14 protein-coding genes and 1 pseudogene are annotated in these 18,483 nt (G+C 56.1%); 8 read left to right on the top strand and 7 right to left on the bottom strand.

All coding sequences use genetic code 11. From position 1 onward, the window contains the following. Nucleotides 1-492: 492 nt before the first annotated feature. Nucleotides 493-915, top strand: a complete 423-nt coding sequence (locus tag ACR0AA_RS13860) for a lipocalin-like domain-containing protein (protein WP_480756262.1) — start codon at nt 493-495, stop codon at nt 913-915. A 464-nt stretch (nt 916-1,379) separates the two neighbouring features. Here the strand turns inward: ACR0AA_RS13860 and ACR0AA_RS13865 are convergent. Continuing rightward, nucleotides 1,380-1,802: pseudogene (locus ACR0AA_RS13865) on the bottom strand (transposase); the annotation flags it as partial. A 304-nt stretch (nt 1,803-2,106) separates the two neighbouring features. Between ACR0AA_RS13865 and ACR0AA_RS13870 the strand changes: the two are divergent. Continuing rightward, nucleotides 2,107-2,346, top strand: coding sequence for a hypothetical protein (locus tag ACR0AA_RS13870; protein WP_480664839.1), 240 nt, complete (start codon nt 2,107-2,109; stop codon nt 2,344-2,346). A 124-nt stretch (nt 2,347-2,470) separates the two neighbouring features. Here the strand turns inward: ACR0AA_RS13870 and ACR0AA_RS13875 are convergent, their stop codons facing one another. After that, nucleotides 2,471-3,004: a DDE-type integrase/transposase/recombinase gene (locus tag ACR0AA_RS13875; RefSeq protein WP_480756263.1), complete on the bottom strand. Its 534-nt coding sequence runs from the start codon at nt 3,002-3,004 to the stop codon at nt 2,471-2,473. A 199-nt stretch (nt 3,005-3,203) separates the two neighbouring features. On the opposite strand from ACR0AA_RS13875, the gene ACR0AA_RS13880 reads away from it, so the two are divergent. Beyond that, nucleotides 3,204-5,333 (top strand): Hint domain-containing protein, encoded by a 2,130-nt coding sequence (locus ACR0AA_RS13880; protein WP_480664837.1) that lies wholly within the window; start codon nt 3,204-3,206, stop codon nt 5,331-5,333. Between the two features lie 151 nt (nt 5,334-5,484). Here ACR0AA_RS13880 and ACR0AA_RS13885 read toward each other — a convergent pair whose 3' ends face one another. After that, nucleotides 5,485-5,952, bottom strand: a complete 468-nt coding sequence (locus tag ACR0AA_RS13885) for an Lrp/AsnC family transcriptional regulator (RefSeq protein ID WP_480664849.1) — start codon at nt 5,950-5,952, stop codon at nt 5,485-5,487. A 96-nt stretch (nt 5,953-6,048) separates the two neighbouring features. Here ACR0AA_RS13885 and ACR0AA_RS13890 point away from each other — a divergent pair, with 96 nt between their 5' ends. Genes ACR0AA_RS13890 through lpdA form a run of 5 tightly spaced genes read left to right on the top strand, consistent with a single transcriptional unit; the run spans nt 6,049 to nt 12,050 of the window. Continuing rightward, entirely contained in the window at nt 6,049-7,179 is a 1,131-nt protein-coding gene (locus tag ACR0AA_RS13890) for a Glu/Leu/Phe/Val family dehydrogenase (RefSeq protein WP_480756264.1), read from the top strand. Then, entirely contained in the window at nt 7,176-8,411 is a 1,236-nt protein-coding gene (locus ACR0AA_RS13895; protein WP_480756265.1) for a thiamine pyrophosphate-dependent enzyme, read from the top strand. The genes ACR0AA_RS13890 and ACR0AA_RS13895 overlap by 4 nt, the downstream gene beginning before the upstream one ends. 3 nt (nt 8,412-8,414) lie before the next feature. Beyond that, complete coding sequence (locus ACR0AA_RS13900) at nt 8,415-9,428, top strand: alpha-ketoacid dehydrogenase subunit beta (protein WP_480664834.1); 1,014 nt, start codon at nt 8,415-8,417, stop codon at nt 9,426-9,428. A 3-nt stretch (nt 9,429-9,431) separates the two neighbouring features. Further along, on the top strand, nt 9,432-10,688 hold the full coding sequence (locus tag ACR0AA_RS13905) for a dihydrolipoamide acetyltransferase family protein (RefSeq protein WP_480756266.1): 1,257 nt from the start codon (nt 9,432-9,434) through the stop codon (nt 10,686-10,688). Continuing rightward, nucleotides 10,689-12,050 carry a dihydrolipoyl dehydrogenase gene (lpdA, locus tag ACR0AA_RS13910; protein WP_480756267.1) on the top strand — a complete coding sequence of 454 codons (1,362 nt, stop codon included), beginning with the start codon at nt 10,689-10,691 and terminating at the stop codon, nt 12,048-12,050. An 822-nt stretch (nt 12,051-12,872) separates the two neighbouring features. Here lpdA and thpR read toward each other — a convergent pair. From thpR to ACR0AA_RS13930, 4 genes are all read right to left on the bottom strand, one after another. Further along, a complete protein-coding gene (thpR, locus tag ACR0AA_RS13915; protein WP_480664831.1) occupies nt 12,873-13,403 on the bottom strand; it encodes an RNA 2',3'-cyclic phosphodiesterase in 531 nt (176 codons plus the stop codon). A 297-nt stretch (nt 13,404-13,700) separates the two neighbouring features. Continuing rightward, entirely contained in the window at nt 13,701-15,215 is a 1,515-nt protein-coding gene (locus tag ACR0AA_RS13920) for an ABC-F family ATP-binding cassette domain-containing protein (RefSeq protein WP_480756269.1), read from the bottom strand. A 390-nt stretch (nt 15,216-15,605) separates the two neighbouring features. Continuing rightward, nucleotides 15,606-17,300 (bottom strand): D-lactate dehydrogenase, encoded by a 1,695-nt coding sequence (gene dld, locus ACR0AA_RS13925; RefSeq protein ID WP_480664830.1) that lies wholly within the window; start codon nt 17,298-17,300, stop codon nt 15,606-15,608. Continuing rightward, the gene (locus ACR0AA_RS13930; RefSeq protein WP_480756270.1) at nt 17,297-18,481 is read right to left on the bottom strand and encodes an alpha-hydroxy acid oxidase; all 1,185 of its coding nucleotides are present in this window, start codon (nt 18,479-18,481) and stop codon (nt 17,297-17,299) included. Before ACR0AA_RS13930 ends, dld begins: the two co-directional genes overlap by 4 nt. Between the last annotated feature and the right edge of the window lie 2 nt (nt 18,482-18,483).

Raw genomic sequence — 18,483 nt, forward strand, 5'->3', positions numbered from 1 at the left:
CAGACGCGCCATTTGCGCATCCGCAAGCCAGAAGAGATCAGACTTGTTCACCGCTCGTTTTTGAACCGTGAATCACGCCGTAAAACGGAAATCAATGGGTCCCGACGCTAGCCAAGGATTCATCGGGGTTGAGATGCGAGGGAAACATCCTGTTTGCATGTCGCGCGGTCTCCGACCCTCGGGTTGCGCCGCAGTGTGCATCCAACAAATGACCTGTTCTCCGATTTGGGGCGACGATACGCATTGCGATTGATGTCTATTTTGGGATCGCTGCGATGCGACGCTGAGCATTGTAACGAATGTTTGCGAAGGGCCACCCTTATCTGAGCAAGACGGATCTGCTGACAAGACGCTGCACTTGCTAAGACGTCAGCAGCGAGGCCCAATCTACCAAGTATGGTCAAACCCGAAACTTCTTGCTTCATACTAACATTGGTTCCGCTAAGCTTGTTTAATCCTGACTGATCGCAGAGCAATAGAAGGGGCTTGATTTTGGACAGAAGTGCACTGATCGGATCATGGAAGATGCATGCATGGACGCGGCAGTCGGTGGCAACGGGTGAGGTGACCGATGCGCTGGGACCCGAACCAATTGGCTACATTGCATACCATGCGGATGGGCGAATGATGGCCACCGTATTCAGGCGTAATCGTTTGAACTCAAGCCAAACTGAATGGACAGAGAGCGAAAAAGCCCAGCTTTTCGACGACATGCTTGCCTATGTCGCGTCTTATACGCTCGAAGAAGACCGTGTCATTCATCATGTTGATGGATCTTGGAACCCAAACTGGCACGGGGACCTCTCGCGTCCCTTTGTGCTCGAAGGTGAAAGATTGGTGATTAGTGGTGCTCCAGGCATCGACCCCAAGACAGGCGAAGAAGTCATTTATCGGATGGAATTTGCTAAAGTTTAGACGCTTAAACGGAAGCATTACCATGCGCCAAATAGAAATCAGTTTCGACGTCCATTCGCACCAACACTGATGGTGGCTTTCTATGCATTTGGAAGCTGCAAAGATTGGTTTCAGAACGTCAAATTGGATTAAGGTTTTCTGATGCGGGACAGGGTGCCGCGTATTTGCTGGGACGGACTGCGGCCCTTGTTGGAAAGTCTCTCAGTGAGGAAGCTGCGGGGTCTGGGCACGGTCTGTGGGGAAAGCACGTTTGCGGTTGGAACCGGGGTCGCAACTGGACCGTGGCGATGGCGGGCTAAGCTAGCAGTTTTGGCGCCCGGGGATTTCTGTCCGGATGGAGTTCGCTCTTGTGGCAGCAGAATTGGACGGTTTTTTCGACCTGTCGGAGGGTTGCGCACGAGGCTGTATGGCCGGTTTGGCAGAGCCACCCAGGCTTTGGATGAGTTGGGTGATCAGTCACTCTGTCATGCGGCCTGCTTTCTCGGTGGTGCGCGAGATCGTGGCACCTCGCGACGCCTGAACGTCTCGATGATGCGCATTGGGCCACCGCAGTCTGGGCAGGGCTCGCGCAACGTAAGTGGGATGACTTCTGCGGTGGGCGCGTCTTCCCGCTCGGGCCCTTCCACGCCGAGCAATGTGCGGATCTTCGCGATGTTGGCCTTGTGCTGTGCGGAAGCCAGCAAGTAGTAAGGTCGGATACGATGAAAGCCATCAGGCAGTACATGCCTCAGGAAACGGCGGATGAACTCGCGCGTGTCGAGCCGCATGGCCTTCATGCGATCCCCGGACTTGATGCGGTAGTTTTTCCAGCGGAACGTCACGGCGTCGGCATCGGCGCTAATGAGGCGGTCGTCTGAGATGGCAACACGATGGGTGTACCGGCTCACTGGGCGGCGTCGAAGATCCGGAAACAGATCGCGTTTCTATAGGGTAGAAGTCACGCTTCCGCCCGGAGAACTGGCTACTTGGAGAAGTCCGAGCTTATACCGGGTATGACAGTCGAAGCGTTTTTTGCACACAGGTGACCATTCGGTTCTGAGCTTCCTGCTCAAACCTTTGACGGATCAGTTGGCGCATGCCGTTCGGGAAAGCTGATCGCGGGTCGCTTAGTCCTGCTTTCGCCAAGTTTGGCAAAAGGTACAAGCAAGTGTTTTGACCTTCGCATGGGGCTGCGTGTAGGGAATTTCGCAAATGCGTCATCGTGCGGGCCGGTTCAGGCAATTTGCTTCCGTCGTTTGTTTCCTAATCGGCTCAAATGTTGTGGTTTTGGCCCTTCTGGTAGAAAAGACACGCCACCCGCAAAAATTGAATTTTGCCATCCAACTTGCACTTCTTTTTACATATTATGTTGCAAAGCAGCTTGGTCCCGAAGGTTCCTTTGATGAAGAACTCTCCAAAGAACACACAGGTTGTGCCGGTAATGGTACCTGAGGCGTTGAAGGGTCAAAGGGCAGGTGTTTTTTTCTTGTTGAACCAACTCGAACTTCGAAAGGGCCAGGCCAAAGCCGCGGCTTCTTCGGATGTTGCGCCTACGGCGGCACCCGTTCAAAAGGCTTCAGAACTTGAATCTCATAAGCCATTTTTTCTGACCGACGAGTTTATCTTCTCTTAGTCGATTGCCTGCGCTTCGCTGGTGTCGTTGCAAAAAATTCAACGCTTTAGGTTGCCTGGCTGTGTCGCAAACTTCTGATGACGTGATTGATGGCTTTTCGCAGGACATATTTATCCTGCCTAGTTGGGCGAACCGCTGAAAGCCAGAATTCTCAGTGACAAAGAATTTGCGTTTTCGAGTTATGTTCGCAATTTCGATGCCATCCAAGGTGGCAAACGAAGAGGCGAGGGACTTAAAACGGCTCATGTGCCGAACACGCCGCTTTATGAGCCGATGAATCTGTTCGATCACGCTGTTCAAGAACGTCAATCTGACCGTCTGTACTTTGATCGGGCAACCAAATCGCCTCAGGATTCTGTACATCTCCCGAATACCTGCCCCATTGGCATCGCTCTTATCGATCACGATTTTGTCTGGGATTCTATTTGAGGACGGGGCTTTGGCAAAGAACCTATTCGAGACCGCTCCATCCCGCATGCCTGTCAATCGGATGCCAACGTTTGTGATACATCCAAATGATGTCTGCCCAACGTGTTAGATTTACTGTCAGAAAATCAGGCGTCGCCCAAGTTTTTTCTCATTTGTTGGGCATCTATGCCGAACGCGGGACGAAGCGGTGTGAACTGCCATCAACCGGTGTATCAAGTGGGGCTTGCGGAAGACAAAGGTGTGACGAATGGCGATTCTGGACAATGCAATTTGGTTGACCGGGCCCGGAGGCACAGCCGTAAGCGGCAACACCACGATCACCGAAGGCGGCAACAGCACCACGGTCACCGCCACTTTTACTGCAAACGCTTGGGACGCCAGCCAGGGCGGTAACAACATATCTGAATTCGGCGCGTTTGCCACAACGTCGCCAATCACGGCCAGTTACGATTTTTCGAATCCTGTCGAGAACCTGGGCTTTGACATTGATCACCTCAACGATGACGGCGCCGCCACGTTCGACGATCAGTGGACGATCTATGCTTATGACGAAAACGGCGATCTGATTGATGCCGCTGACGTCATCGCGGGCCTTGGTGGTCTTCAGGATGAAAATGTCATTACCAACCCCGATGGCTCTGTCACCATCGAGGCCACCGGCACTATTTCGAACGACGTCAGCATTTCTCTGGCCGGCCCGGTCTCTCAGTTGGACCTGACATTCGAGCCAGGCCCAAACGGCGTCAGCACAGGCGGCTCAGGAATCAGTGACCTAACATTCGACATTCCTCCGCCGGATGCGGATGGCGATGGGGTGGCAGATCGCGACGACCTCGACGACGATGGCGACGGCATTCTGGATACAGATGAAGGGTACAGCGAAACTGCCCCCAGCACGATCACGATCGAATTTGACGCCGATCAGTTCGCAGAAATCGACAACACCCGTTGGGAGCTTCGCGATCCAGACGGAAATCTGATCGTCAGCGACGATACGATTTCCGACAACGTCGTCGAAATCACCAATGTCGGTGTGACCGGCCTTGGGGACTATACGTTTACCATTTTTGATGATTTTGGCGATGGCCTTGCTGGCGGAAACACTGCTGGCTACACGATTTCAATCGATGGTGTGGTTGTTGTCGACTCTGGTCCAAACCCAAATTTCGGCACCGGAACAACCGAGACATTTACCGTCAATCCGGTTGTCACCACGACAGACAGCGACGGCGACGGCATTGCCGATCACCTTGACCTCGATAGCGACAATGACGGCATCACCGATAACGTCGAGGCCCAGACAACCGATGCCTACGTCGCCCCCACCGGAACGGATAGTGATGGTGACGGGCTGGATGATGCCTACGAAACCGGTGGACTAAGCCCCGTTGATACCGACAGTGATGGCACCGCTGACTATCTGGATACCGACTCTGATAATGACGGGGTCAGTGATACCGATGAGGCCGGACATGGCGTGGACCAGGCGACCATTGACGCCTCGGGTGACGCTGATGGCGATGGCATCAAGGACGCGGTTGATGATGTTTCGGGGTTCGATGTCAATGACGCGGATGTTGACGGATCGGGCAATTTCACGCTGGCCGATTCAGATAACGACACCGCCTCGGATGGGTCTGGGGCAATTCCGCTCATTAACGATCTGGACTATCGCGATGTTCCCTGTTTCACCGAAGGCACGCTGATTTTGACCCCGCAAGGCGAGCGCCGCATTGAAACCCTGCGGGCTGGTGATCTTGTGATCACACGCGACAACGATGCGCAACCGATCCGCTGGGTGGGACGTCGAACGGTGTTAGGGCAAGGGAATCTCGCCCCGGTCCGGATTTCTGGAACAAGCCAAAACGCGCCCGGCAGGTCCATTTTGGTGTCACCGCAGCACAGAGTGCTGGTCGCGAGTCACCAAGCGCAGCTGTACTTTGGGGCTGCGGAGGTCCTTGTGGCGGCAAAACACCTTGTAGACGGTAACCTGGCGCGGTCCGAGCCCTGCGCTGAAGTTACCTATATCCACATTATGTTTGACAGGCACGAAATCGTACTTTCAAACGGAATGCTGACGGAGAGTTTCTTTGCCGGCGACGTCGGGTTGAATTCAATTGTCGACGAAACCAGGGAAGAGCTGTTCGCCATCTTTCCGGAACTCCGGACCCGCGGAAATGTCCATCCTGAAACGGCACGTCTGTGCCTTAAGCGCACTGAAGCGAGTCTGATGCTAAATAAGCCGTCGAGAGTGGCTCACTATTGTAAGGAAATTGCAGTTGCCGACATAGAGACGTGTGCGGCGAATGTGCAGCAAAGCCGAAAGCTCGGCTCTCAGGGGCTAGGGATGAGTTCCGTTGAAAATGTAGCTTGTTAAGGGCCGTTTTGACCCAATGGCAAGCGGCAGGCCGACGTAAGCCGTGATGCGTCGATTCGCGAGCTCCAGAACGGTCACAGCCTTTATCAGGACACCGACTAGGGCATCAAAATCATCGGGAACACCGTCATTTTTTGACTGGCTCCGAGTTTCAATAAGGGATGCGCGCCCGGCTGATGAAACGGCGTAGGGCGAACCGCGAACGCACAACACGTAAACCCGGCAGCCGCATTAGTTTTGTCTGCAGGAACGTCTCAAACTCTTCGAGGCTTTCAACGGCAACTTCCAGCAGGAAATCCTGTGCACCTGTCATCAACGTTCCGGTCACCACCTCGTCAAACAACGCGACCTGACGCTGGAAGTCGGCCACTTTTTCGGCGTCCTGCCTTTCAAGCTCGACCGAGACGAAAGCCGTGATCGGAAAGCCCGCTGTTTTACGGTCGATACGGGCGCTGTAACCCGAAATCAGCCCGGATTCCTCAAGGCGCGCCAACCGTCGTTTGCAAGGTGTAGCGGACAGGCCGATGCGTTCCGACAGCTGAACCAACGACATGCGTCCGTCCTCCTGTAATGCGCGAATAATCTCTCGATCTATTTGATCAGTAGTGAAAGGCACTATAAAAACCTCAAAAGATAGTGGATATCACTCAATTTGGTTTAGAATACCTTGTAAAATCTGTTTTTCAACCCGGCACAGGGCCATAGGCTGTAAGTGATGATCCTGACGGATCGAAATGACTACACCCCTGCCATGCAAACAAATGGTGAAACCATGCCCCTGATCCTCACAGAAGAAACTCCGCCGCCTGGATATGAACGTCTGATATTTGCCGAGGATACCAGAAACGGATTACAGGCTTACATCTGTATTCATTCGACAGTTTGTGGCCCGGCTGCGGGCGGCTGCCGAATGTGGGCTTACGTCAGTCGGGAAGCTGCGCGCGAGGACGTATTGCGACTGGCGCGCGGCATGACGGCCAAGAACATCATGGCTGGGCTCGGTCTGGGCGGTGGTAAATCGGTGATCATTGGCGATGCTCGCACAGATAAAACACCGGCGATGCTGCGTGCCTTTGGCCGCGCAGTCGATGCGCTGGAAGGGCAGTATTATACTGCCGAAGATGTGGGGTTCTCGCCCGAAGATATACGGATTGTAGCTGATGAAACGGAATTCGCGGTTGGCCTTGAAGGGGGCGAGCATGGCAGCGGCGACCCGTCACCCTTTACCGCTGAAGGGGTTTTCCAATGCCTGAAGGTTGGTGCCAGTGACGTGTTCGGCAGCGCCGACCTGACCGGGCGCCGCGTACTGGTTCAGGGTCTGGGCCATGTGGGTATGAGCCTGGCGGAGAAACTGCATGCCGCGGGCGCGTCGCTGATTGTGTCGGACATCAATCAGGCCGCGCTGGATCTGGCCCGCGACCGGTTTCGTGCGGATATCTGCCCCGTAGATCAGGTCTTTGACACGCAGATGGACATCTTCGCACCCTGTGCGCTGGGCGGTATCCTGACCCATGACAGCGCGCAGAAACTGTCGGCGCGGCTGGTCTGTGGCGCGGCCAACAATCAATTGGCTGAAGACGACGTTGCCGAGATCCTTCGCGCGCGCGGAATTCGCTATCTGCCAGATTATGTGGTCAATGCGGGCGGCATCATCAGCGTGGCAGGTGAAATCCACAAGGCGGGTGAGACATATCGCCAGTCCAGGCTCAAGGAAATCGCGACGCGTATTGCCGAGATCCTCGAAACCTCAAATCGCACCGGCCATTCGACCACAAAGGTCGCGGATCAGATTGTCGATGACATTCTGGATCGCGCCCGTGACCACCGACAGGAGGGGGCGGCATGAGCGACTCAATCAAACCGCTGTCGCTGAATGTACCTGAACCGGGTTGCCGACCAGGCGATACGCCGGATTTCTCGGATTTCGAAATCCCCCGCGCTGGCGAAGTTCCCCGGCCGCCGGTCGACGTTGCCGCAGATGACATTCGTGACATGGCTTTTTCGATTGTTCGGGTTTTGAACAAAGAGGGGCAAGCCATCGGCGACTGGGCAGGTGCATTGACGCCTGATGATCTGCGCACCGGCTTGCGTCACATGATGACTCTGCGCGCCTTTGACAAACGCATGCTGATGGCGCAGCGCCAGGGCAAGACAAGTTTCTATATGCAGCATCTGGGCGAAGAGGCGATCAGCTGTGCCTTCGCTCGTGCGTTGCAACCCGGTGACATGAACTTTCCGACATATCGTCAGGCCGGTCTGCTGGTTGCGGTTGATTATCCGATGCTGACGATGATGAACCAGATTTATTCCAATGCTGATGACCCGCTGCACGGGCGGCAGTTGCCAATCATGTATACCTCGAAAGAACACGGGTTCTTTTCGATCTCAGGTAATCTGGGCACGCAATTCGTGCAGTCTGTGGGCTGGGCCATGGCCTCGGCCATTTCGGGGGATACCAAGATTGCCGCCGGTTGGATCGGGGACGGTTCAACCGCAGAAAGCGACTTTCACGCGGCGATGGTATTCGCCTCAACCTACAAGGCGCCAGTGGTCCTGAACATCGTCAATAACCAATGGGCTATCTCGACCTTTCAGGGGATCGCCCGGGGTGGTGTTGGCACATTTGCCGCGCGCGGTAATGGATTTGGCATTCCCTCGCTTCGTGTGGATGGCAACGACTATCTGGCCGTTTTTGCGGTCGCCAAATGGGCCGCTGAGCGCGCGCGTCGGGGGTTGGGCCCAACCTTGATTGAGTATGTGACTTACCGCGCGGGCGGGCATTCTTCGTCGGACGATCCTTCAGCCTACCGTTCGGGTGAGGAAGCCAGCGCCTGGCCGCTCGGCGATCCAATAGAACGCCTGAAGAAGCATCTGATCACGATCGGCGAATGGTCAGAGGAACGCCATACACAGGCCGAGGCCGAAATTATGGATGGCGTCATAGCAACGCAGAAACAGGCTGAGAGTGTCGGCACCCTGGGCGACGGCAAGGCACCATCGCCGCGCGATATGTTCGAAGGTGTTTATGAAAAGATGCCGCCGCACCTGATCCGGCAGCGCCAGAAAGCGGGGTATTGAGAGATGGCCCAAATGACAATGATCGAAGCCATTCGCAATGCTCATGACGTAGCTATGGCAGCCGACGACCGGGTGGTGGTGTTTGGTGAGGATGTGGGGTTTTTCGGCGGCGTCTTCCGCTGCACCGCCGGCCTACAGGAAAAATACGGCAAGAGCCGCTGCTTCGACGCGCCAATCAATGAAAGCGGGATCGTCGGCACCGCTATCGGTATGGCCGCCTACGGTCTGAAACCGGTGATCGAGATTCAGTTCGCTGATTATGTCTATCCCGCCTATGATCAGATCGTGAGTGAGGCCGCACGTTTGCGCCACCGCTCAAACGCCGATTTCACCTGCCCACTTGTCATCCGCATGCCAACGGGAGGCGGTATTTTCGGTGGCCAGACCCACAGCCAGAGCCCGGAGGCGCTGTTTACCCATGTGTCGGGCCTCAAGGTGGTGATGCCGTCAAATCCGGTGGATGCCAAGGGCCTGTTGCTTGCGTCGATTGCCGACCCGGATCCGGTGATCTTTCTGGAGCCCAAACGGCTTTATAACGGGCCGTTTGACGGGCATCACGACAAACCGCTGACAACCTGGAAAAAGCACGCCCAGGGCGACGTGCCCGAAGGCGATGAGATTGTGCCTCTGGGCAAGGCCAAGGTCACCCGCGAGGGGGCGGATGTGACCGTCTTGGCCTACGGAACCATGGTTTATGTGGCCGAGGCCGCCGCAAAGGAAACGGGTATTGACGCTGAGGTGATCGACCTGCGGACACTCATGCCATTGGATCTGGACACGATCACTGCCTCGGTGAAGAAAACCGGCCGTTGCGTGATCGTGCATGAAGCCACGCGCACCTGTGGCTTTGGTGCCGAGTTGCTGAGCCTTGTGCAGGAGGAATGCTTCTATCACCTCGAAGCGCCGATTGTTCGGGTCACCGGGTGGGACACACCTTATCCGCATGCTCAGGAATGGCAGTATTTCCCGGGTCCCGCGCGGGTGGGTGAAGCCCTCAAAACCGTCATGGAGGACTGAGCCATGGGCGTACATACCATCCGCCTTCCGGACATTGGCGAAGGCATTGCTGAGGCCGAGTTGACCGAATGGCTGGTCAAGCCCGGTGATATCGTCAGGGAAGACGATATTCTGGCAGTAGTGATGACCGACAAGGCTGCGGTCGAAGTGCCGTCGTCTGTGGAGGGCAAAGTTCTGGAACTGGGTGGCGAGATCGGAGAGTTGATGGCCGTTGGTGCCACTCTGATCCGCATCGAGGTTGACGGCGAAGGCAACGAAGGCGACGCGCCTGCCGTGGCCGAGACGACCGAAGTTGAGCCGGAACCTGAGCCAGATCCGAGGGTCGAGCCCAAGCCTGAACCCGCAAAAGCACCGGAACGGGTCGCACCTGCGGTGGCGCGCGCGCAAGGCACCAAGCCACTGGCCTCGCCCTCGGTGCGCGCCCGTGCCCGGGAAGAAGGGATCGATCTGCGCCAGGTGCCGGGGTCCGGTCCGGCCTCGCGGATCAGCCACAGTGATTTGGACCAGTGGATTGCCTCGGGCGGCATTCAGCAGGGTCAGATCACCCGTGGTGCCAGTACTGGCATCGAAGAGGTGCGCGTCATCGGCATGCGTCGCAAGATCGCCGAAAAGATGCAGATTTCGAAACGCCAGATCCCGCATATCACCATCGTTGAAGAGGTCGAAATCGAGTCTCTCGACTCGCTGCGGGTGGCGCTGAACAACAAGCACAAAGGCGACAGGCCGAAGCTGACCATTCTGCCGTTCCTGATGCGCGCGATTGTAGAAGCGGTGCGCGAACAGCCCGGACTGAACGCGCGTTTTGATGATGAGGCTGGCGTCATACATCGCCATGGCGGGGTGCATGTGGGCATCGCTACCCAGACGCCAAACGGGTTGAACGTGCCGGTGATCCGCCATGCCGAAGCCAGCAGCTTGTGGGACAATGCCGCTGAACTGACACGCCTGGCCGAAGCCGCCCGCGACGGCACGATCAAACGCGAGGAATTGCAGGGTGGAACCATCACCATCACGTCGCTCGGGCCCTTGGGCGCGTTGGCCACCACGCCGATAATTAACCACCCCGAGGTGGCAATCGTCGGCGTCAACAAAATGCAGATCCGCCCTGTCTGGGACGGTCAGCAGTTCCAGCCGCGCAAGATGATGAATATCTCGTGCAGCTTTGATCATCGCGTGGTCGATGGCTGGGATGCGGCCGTTTTCGTGCAGAAACTGAAATCCTTGCTGGAAACCCCGGCCATGCTGTTTGTGGAGGGCTGAATGTCGGACCTTAAATGTAAGTTGCTGATCATCGGCGCTGGTCCCGGCGGTTATGTCTGCGCCATTCGTGCGGGTCAGTTGGGCATCGACACGATTGTGGTAGACGAGGCCAATCCCGGCGGCACCTGTCTGAATGTGGGATGCATCCCCTCCAAGGCGCTGATCCACGCGGCCGATGAGTTTCACCGGATAACATCGGTTAATGATGGCCCGCTGGGCATCACCGCCGCTGCCCCAAAAATCGACCTCGCCAAGACCGTTGCCTGGAAAGACGGTATCGTCAGCAGGCTGAATACCGGTGTCTCAGGCCTGATGAAAAAGGCAGGCGTCAGGTTCGTGTCTGGCCGCGCTCGGTTTCTGGATGGCAAGACCGTATTGGTCAGCGATAGCGATGGCGAGAGCCGTGAAATCAGCGCTGATTACATCGTCATCGCGTCGGGATCGGCCCCGGTCGAACTGCCCTTCCTGCCATTCGGCGGCGATATCCTGTCCTCGACCGAGGCGCTGGCGCTGGGCGACGTGCCTAAAAGCCTCGCCGTTGTTGGCGGCGGTTACATAGGGCTGGAACTAGGCATGGCCTTTGCCAAACTGGGCACAAAGGTCACGGTGGTTGAAGCCGAAGCCCGCATCCTGCCCACCTATGACAAACAGCTGACCGCACCGGTGGCGAAACGTCTGGCGGCACTGGATGTCACGGTCATGACTGGCACCAAGGCGCAAGGCTTTTCTGATGGTGTCTTGACCACCGATCAAAGCGACGTTACAGCCGAAAAAGTACTGGTGACTGTCGGCCGCCGCCCGCGCACCCACGGCATCGGCGTTGAGGAGCTGTCGTTAACCATGGATGGGCCGTTCATTCGGATCGACGAGACCTGTCAGAGTTCGATGCGGGGCATCTATGCGATCGGGGATGTCACAGGCGAACCCATGCTCGCCCATCGCGCCATGGCACAGGGTGAAATGGTCGCCGAACATATCTCAGGCCACGCCGTCGCGTGGGACAAACGGGCGATTCCGGCAGTCTGCTTCACCGATCCCGAGATCGTCACCTGCGGCGCTCTGCCTGGCGAGATAGACGGCACAAAGGCCAGCGATTTTCCATTAGCAGCCAATGGTCGGGCGATGACATGCGAACGTGAAGACGGATTTGTCCGCGTGGTCTGGCGAGAAAGCGACCATGCTGTGCTGGGCATTCAGGCTGTCGGCGCGCAAATGTCGGAACTCTCGGCAGCCTTTTCAATCGCAATCGAAATGGGCGCTTGCCTTGAGGACATCGGCGCAACCATCCACGCGCACCCCACCCAGTCCGAAGGCTTGCAGGAAGCCTGCCTGAAAGCTTTGGGTAAGGCCCTGCATATCTGAAGTTTTGACTGGACCTCTGTCCGCCCGGATTAGGTTGGGCAGGGGGTAAGCCGCAATTCAGACCTAGATTGATAAGCATGCAGGTCCCGACATTTGCTCCATGCAAAAAACCTCGAACAGGTATTGGAGCGAATTCCTCGAAAAGCTGCCATGTACCCAAGGAGGCTATTTCATACGGCGAGTATGCTTACCCGCAGCTCGCGATGTCCGATCGCGATTTAAATGCGAGCTTGGCCGAATGCGCTGTTCAGTGAATCGGTGATCCTGCTCGATCATATTGTTCAGAAACTTGGGCCTGATCGTTTGTAGTTTGGCCGGACAGTAAAACCGTCTGAGGATATTGGTTACTTCCCGCATACGTGCCGCGCTGGCTCCACTTTTGTCGATCACGATCTTGGCTGAAATTCCATTTGTGGACAGTGCCTTGACGAAAACCTCGGGGCTGCTGGATTGTTCCTGCGCTCTGATAGCCTGAAATATGGGGTCATTCCCACCTTGTCGACGGCTCGGTCGAGATTCATCTACCTACTGCAGGCACGTTGATATGTTTCGCCCGTACGCCAAGATTTCACTGCTAAACGCTTCTTCGATTGTCAGCGCGCTGCGACCATCGGCTAGACCTCTACCATCCACCTGTTCAAGGTAGCGTGGTCTAAAAATATCGCGTTCGGCCATGATCCCCTATTAATTGCGGTAGGCTACAATGTACTGAAAACAAACGAACACGGCGTACAAACAACGTCCTTGGAAACCGACGCTCTCGTCAACCTACGCCCGAAGTTGGCGACACTGCCGGGTATTGTCGGCGAAGAGGATCTTTGTTCAGTACCCCGTCAATTTTAAAGGATAATGCGCCAGCGCATCGTGCAGAGGACTTTCGGGGCGCAAGGTGGACTGGAAGAGAGTAAAGCTGGTGACCAACATTTCTGGCACAGCGCTTGTTGCGCAGGGGTGCGGGGCGTGCCTAGTTGCCTCATGTGGCTCTGGCTTGAAACGAGCAATGGTTACATGAGGCCGAAAGCGTCGGCGAGGCAGGACGATCCCGGCTCGCCGCGCGGCAGTCTGGATTTTCCGGTGTAAAACAGTGAGCGGAGAACATTCCGCCGCCCTGACAGCTAACGCCCGGCCAAAACACTCGATCCCTGCGAAGGTGATGCTGAAGGGCCGGACAGAAAGAGTGAGTAGTTCTTCATGCAATGTCTCCAAAGTCTCCTCGGATTGATCATCCAAAAATGCCAGCGTTAGGTGCATGTTTTCAGGTAAAACCGGTCGGGCGAATGGATACAGGCGCTGCAACGGTGCAAAAGCTGCTTTTGTCTCTTCGGTGAGTTCTAATGCAACGAAAGAACGCATAGGCCCCTCTTACTTGGCTTGATGGTTTGGTTGTGAATACCATTTGCCGTTCTAAGAAGCTTTGTCACATCAACTCTCCACTGGGGCAATCCACACAAGCCATTCGAGCCCTGTTCGACCGCTGATCACATGCCGGTCCTTTGCTGGGGCAGTAAGTCGAGTCGGGCGGAAAGTGGAGGTTGAAAGTACCGCTCTCGGACGGCAGCGGAGTGGACAAAGTGCACTTTCGCCGCAAGCACACAAAAATCCGTTTCGATGCCGTTCAGCCCCCACGATTACGTTGGACATTAAGGCACACTATGAATGTATCTCTCCCGCCAGAAACGGCTCGGGACTGTCCGTTTCTTCCAGTTTTTTTCCCGTGATCAGCCAAAACCGATTGCCGACATTGCGCAAAAAGCTGCGGTCGTGACTAACGAGCAAACATGATGCATTGTGCGTGATCAGTTCATCCTCAAGAGCTTCTTGTCCTTCGATGTCGAGATGGTTCGTCGGCTCATCCAGCAGATAAAAATTCGGATTTTTGAGCCGCAAAATCAGCATCGCCAAACGCGCCTTTTGTCCGCCAGATAGCGCGCCGATTTTTGTGTTTTGCATCTGTATCGTCACGCCGGCGCCCGCAAGAACACTCCGCGCGCGTTGATCACCAATGTCAAACTGCCCGGCAACAGCCGTCATCGGTGTGTCGTTGTCCGAAAGCTGGCTGAGATGTTGATCAGAATAGGCTGGCACAACCGAAGGAGCGCATTTGATTGCCCCGGCACTCCCAGACAGCGCATCGTGTGCCAACTTTATCAAGCGGGTTTTGCCGGCGCCATTGGCTCCCAACAGTACGATACGATCTCCTGGCAAAATCCATTTACGCCCGGTCGTGTATAACAAACGACCGTCCGGTGTTTCGACGGGTACGTCATCCAAAGTGACCAGAGCTTTGGCATGAGTTCCGCTGTTGACCAATCTAATATCACCTGCGCCGCGTTCATGGTGGGCAGGTTTGGCCGCCGCTTCAATTTGCGCTGCCCGATCATTGAGTTGTTTGGTCTTGGTAACCAAAAGATCAGACCCGGAATTGATGCCGATATTCTTTAACTTCGCAGCTTGTTTGCGCAGCTGCTGTGCCTTGTTCAAGTCATTGGCAAACCGCCGTTGGTCCGCGGCGTCCGCGTCATCAAGCGCCGCGCGTGCTGTCGAAAACGGAAGCGAAAAAACGCGTGACTGTTCTGTTCGTAAAAATAGCGTTCGGTTGGTTGCCGCATCAAGAAACGCCCGATCATGCGATGTCACGACAACTGGTACATCACGCCGTAAAGCGCACAACCAGTTTTGGAGCAACCCGATGCGGCGTAAATCCAAATGGTTGGTCGGCTCATCCAGCAACAGGATATCAGGTTCCTGAATCCAGGCAGCGGCCAGCAGCGCAGTCCTTTGCCACCCGCCGCTCAACTCATTGAGCGGTCGGTGTTGCAACTCATATGGAACACTTAGGTCATCAAGCACCACGTCCACACGCCAGCTTTCGAATTCTGCCTGCTCGGAGGGAAGGGCGTCCAACACCCAATCGTAGAGCGTTTTTTCATAGGCATGGTCCGGAACGTATTGGGTCACATATCCAACCCGTAAACCACGCGCTCGGACGATGTCGCCGGTCGTTGGTTCGGTTTGACCGGTCATGCATTCCAAAAGTGTTGTCTTGCCGCGCCCATTAGCGGCAACCAATCCAATGCGGTCACCTTTGGAAATTGTCAGGTTCAGGTTGTCAAAAAGAAGGTCGCCACGGATTACGCTTAAAGCGTTGATCGTCATAACAGTCATCGGAGTCTCTGCTCATAAGAAGAGGTGCCGCAGTGCGGCTTTGGGCAGACCGATTTAAGTGTTACTTCTCGGACCCGCCCTGAAAACGCATTTACAGGGCGTAACGGGGACCATGCTGAAGTCGGCGGATGATACGCATGTTCAGCTAGTGCCCTCCCGTTGTAGATTGTGACTGTGTATGCAGACCTTAGAAAACAATGTCCGTATCAGCAAGTGTCTCGATGGGGAAAGCACACCTTTGCCGCATTGCCAGAATGAATTGGTTTGGGCTCATCTTATGTGCCGAACGCGGCGACTATCTTCTGGTGGCCACGCTCAGCATTCAATGGATTTGTTGCCGCGCATTTCCAAAATTTAAAAAGCATTCTTCGCGAAGCGCAATTATGCGGCTCAACGAAAGCAACCATCCTCGTAATTTCGATTTTTGGACATCTTGCCGATTCCAGGGTTGAACGAATTGGTGGGATCGCAACATTGGTAATGTGCTGCCAGATCCGGTTTGGCCTGATACAGGTGGCCTACATTGTGCTCAGCAGGATACTCGGCACCGCGTTCATCAAAGATTTTCAGCATTGCTGCCTTTAGCGCCTTGGTGTCCACGCCCTTTTTGACCACGTAATCCTGATGCATCACATGGCACATGAAGTGGCCATAATAGAGCTTGTGAACCAACTGGTCGCCGATTTCCGAAGGAAGACTTTCCAACCAGTCTTGATCATTTCGACGAAGGGCGACGTCCAGGGCAATGATGTCCTCGACCTCGTTCGAATGGATCGCCATGTAGCGCACTGCGGCACCGGCCGCCGCGAACCGGTGCAATCCGGCAATCTTGGCTTCGCGTGCAGTGCATTCGAAAAAGTCGGCGTCGCGATCTTTCAGGAAGTCGGGCAACCAATTCCCAGCTTCGGCAATGCCGCCATCCCTCATCTTGAGGATCAGGTGATGTTCAAACTTGTCACGGAACTCCACCATCCGCCCGGGCAGCACTCGTGGCCACAGGGTCATCGCCATTTGCATGAAACGGTCGGTGAGGTTGCGCAGAAACGGAATGCGTCGCAGCCGGGCATCGACCGCGCCTTTGAGTGCAAAGAACATCGGCAGCCGGCTGGTGCCCAGATTGTCGATCATGACCACGGTGTCTTTGCCATAGCGCGCAGTGATATCGAATACCTCGCGCTGCATGTATTCGGCTGAAACCGGAAGCGAGCTGAACTCGCTCAGGATGTGTCGGCGCAGGGCCGCCAGATCATCCGGATCATTGGTGCCGATGTAGAACACCTGCTCGGTTTCATTCTTGGGAAAGGTGTCAAGGCGAACGGCAAACACCGCCAGCTTTCCGGCAGAACCTGCGGACTCGTATAGCTTTGCCTTGTCTGCGTTGAAACGCGCCGGCGTTTGCGCGTCCACGTCGCGCACGATTTGAGCGTAGTCGCTTGCCGACGCGCGTTTGTTGGACGGGTTTGGGTCGCGGTCAAAGGTTCCGGCATCCAGATTGGCCAGAATCTCCTCGGGCGTTTCGCCCAGATCAATCCCCAGATGATTGACCAGCTCCAGCGCGCCCTGTTCAGTGATCCGGGCATAGACAGACAATTCGGTGTAAACAGGCCCGCGCTCGACCAGCGAGCCACCGGAGTTGTTGCACACCCCGCCGACTATCGACGCACCAATGCAGGATGACCCGATGACCGAATGCGGTTCGCGCCCCAGCGGGGCCAGCAGTTTTTCCAGTGAAAACAGCGTAGCTCCGGGAAAGCTGATGATCTGCTCGCCGTCATTCAGGGGCACCAGCGTATCCATCCGGCGTGTGTTGATCAGCACCACATCGCGGTCGTAGCTGCCCGAGGGGGTCGAGCCTTCGGTAAGGCCGGTATTGGCGGCCTGCATGATGACGATCTTGTCTGCGGCGACACAGGCCTGCAGCACTTTCCATTGCTCCAGCAGAGTGCCGGGTTGCACAACGCACAGCGCCTCGCCCTCGCCCGAGCGGAAGCCCCGGCGGAATCGCTCCGTTGCACGTTCGCCGGTCAGCACATGGCGGGACCCGACGATGGATCGAAAAGTTCTGATCAGGTCCTCATTGGTCATGCAGCCTCCATAGGTAGATAGCCATCGGATGCGGCCCCCCGGAACCGGATGTTGCGGCGGTTCAGTTGATCGATGCGGGTCACACCCATCAGCTTCATATCGCGTTCGATCTCGGCGCGCATCAAACCCAATGCGCGTTCAACACCTGCTTGCCCCGCGGCAGCCAGCGGATACAGGTAATGCCGTCCGACACCAACGGCCTTTGCACCCATCGACAACGCTTTCAGTACATGGGTTCCACGTTGGATGCCGCTATCCATCATGACATCCAACCGGTCGCCAACGGCATCAACAATCTCGGCCAGTTGATCGAAGGGCGTGCGTGAACCATCCAACTGACGGCCACCATGATTTGACAGGATGATCCCGGTGCATCCGATTTCGGCCGCACGGCGGGCGTCTTCGACGGTCATGATCCCTTTGAGGCAAAACTGACCGTTCCAGTCACGCACCATCTGGGCCACGTCATCCCAGGTCATCGACGGATCCAGCATGTCGGTGAAGTAGCCACCTATGGAACTCGCGCCGCCCCCCATATCCACGTGCTCCTCAAGCTGAGGCAGGCGGAATTTCTCGTGGGTGACATAGTTTATGCCCCACATCGGCTTGATCGTAAACTGGATCATGCCGCCCAGCGTAAGCCGAAACGGGATCGAGAAACCCGTGCGCAGATCACGTTCACGGTTGCCGCCGGTGATGCTGTCGACGGTCAACATCATGACCTCGACTCCCGCCTCTTTCGCACGCTGCATCATGGCAGCGTTCAATCCACGGTCCTTGTGGAAGTAGAACTGATAGACCTGCGGGTTCTTGTGTTTTTGCCGCAACTCCTCCAGCGAAACCGTACCCAGCGACGAGACCCCGAACATGGTGCCGTATTTCTCGGCCGCCGCCGCAACCGCGCGTTCGCCCTGATGGTGAAACAGCCGTTGCAGCGCGGTGGGCGAGCAATAGACCGGCATATCCAGCTTTTGCCCCATCACCGTGACGGACATATCCACATCCTTTACCCCGCGCAGGACCGAAGGCAAAAGATCGCAGCGGTCAAATGCGCCGGTGTTTTCGCGATACGTCACCTCGTCATCAGCACCGCCATCGATATAGTTGAAGATGGGCCCCGGTAGCCGTTTTTTGGCCAGCCGCCGGAAGTCGTGGAAGTTGTGACATTGATTCAAACGCATCA

This window comes from Ruegeria sp. CE8 (assembly GCF_056537465.1).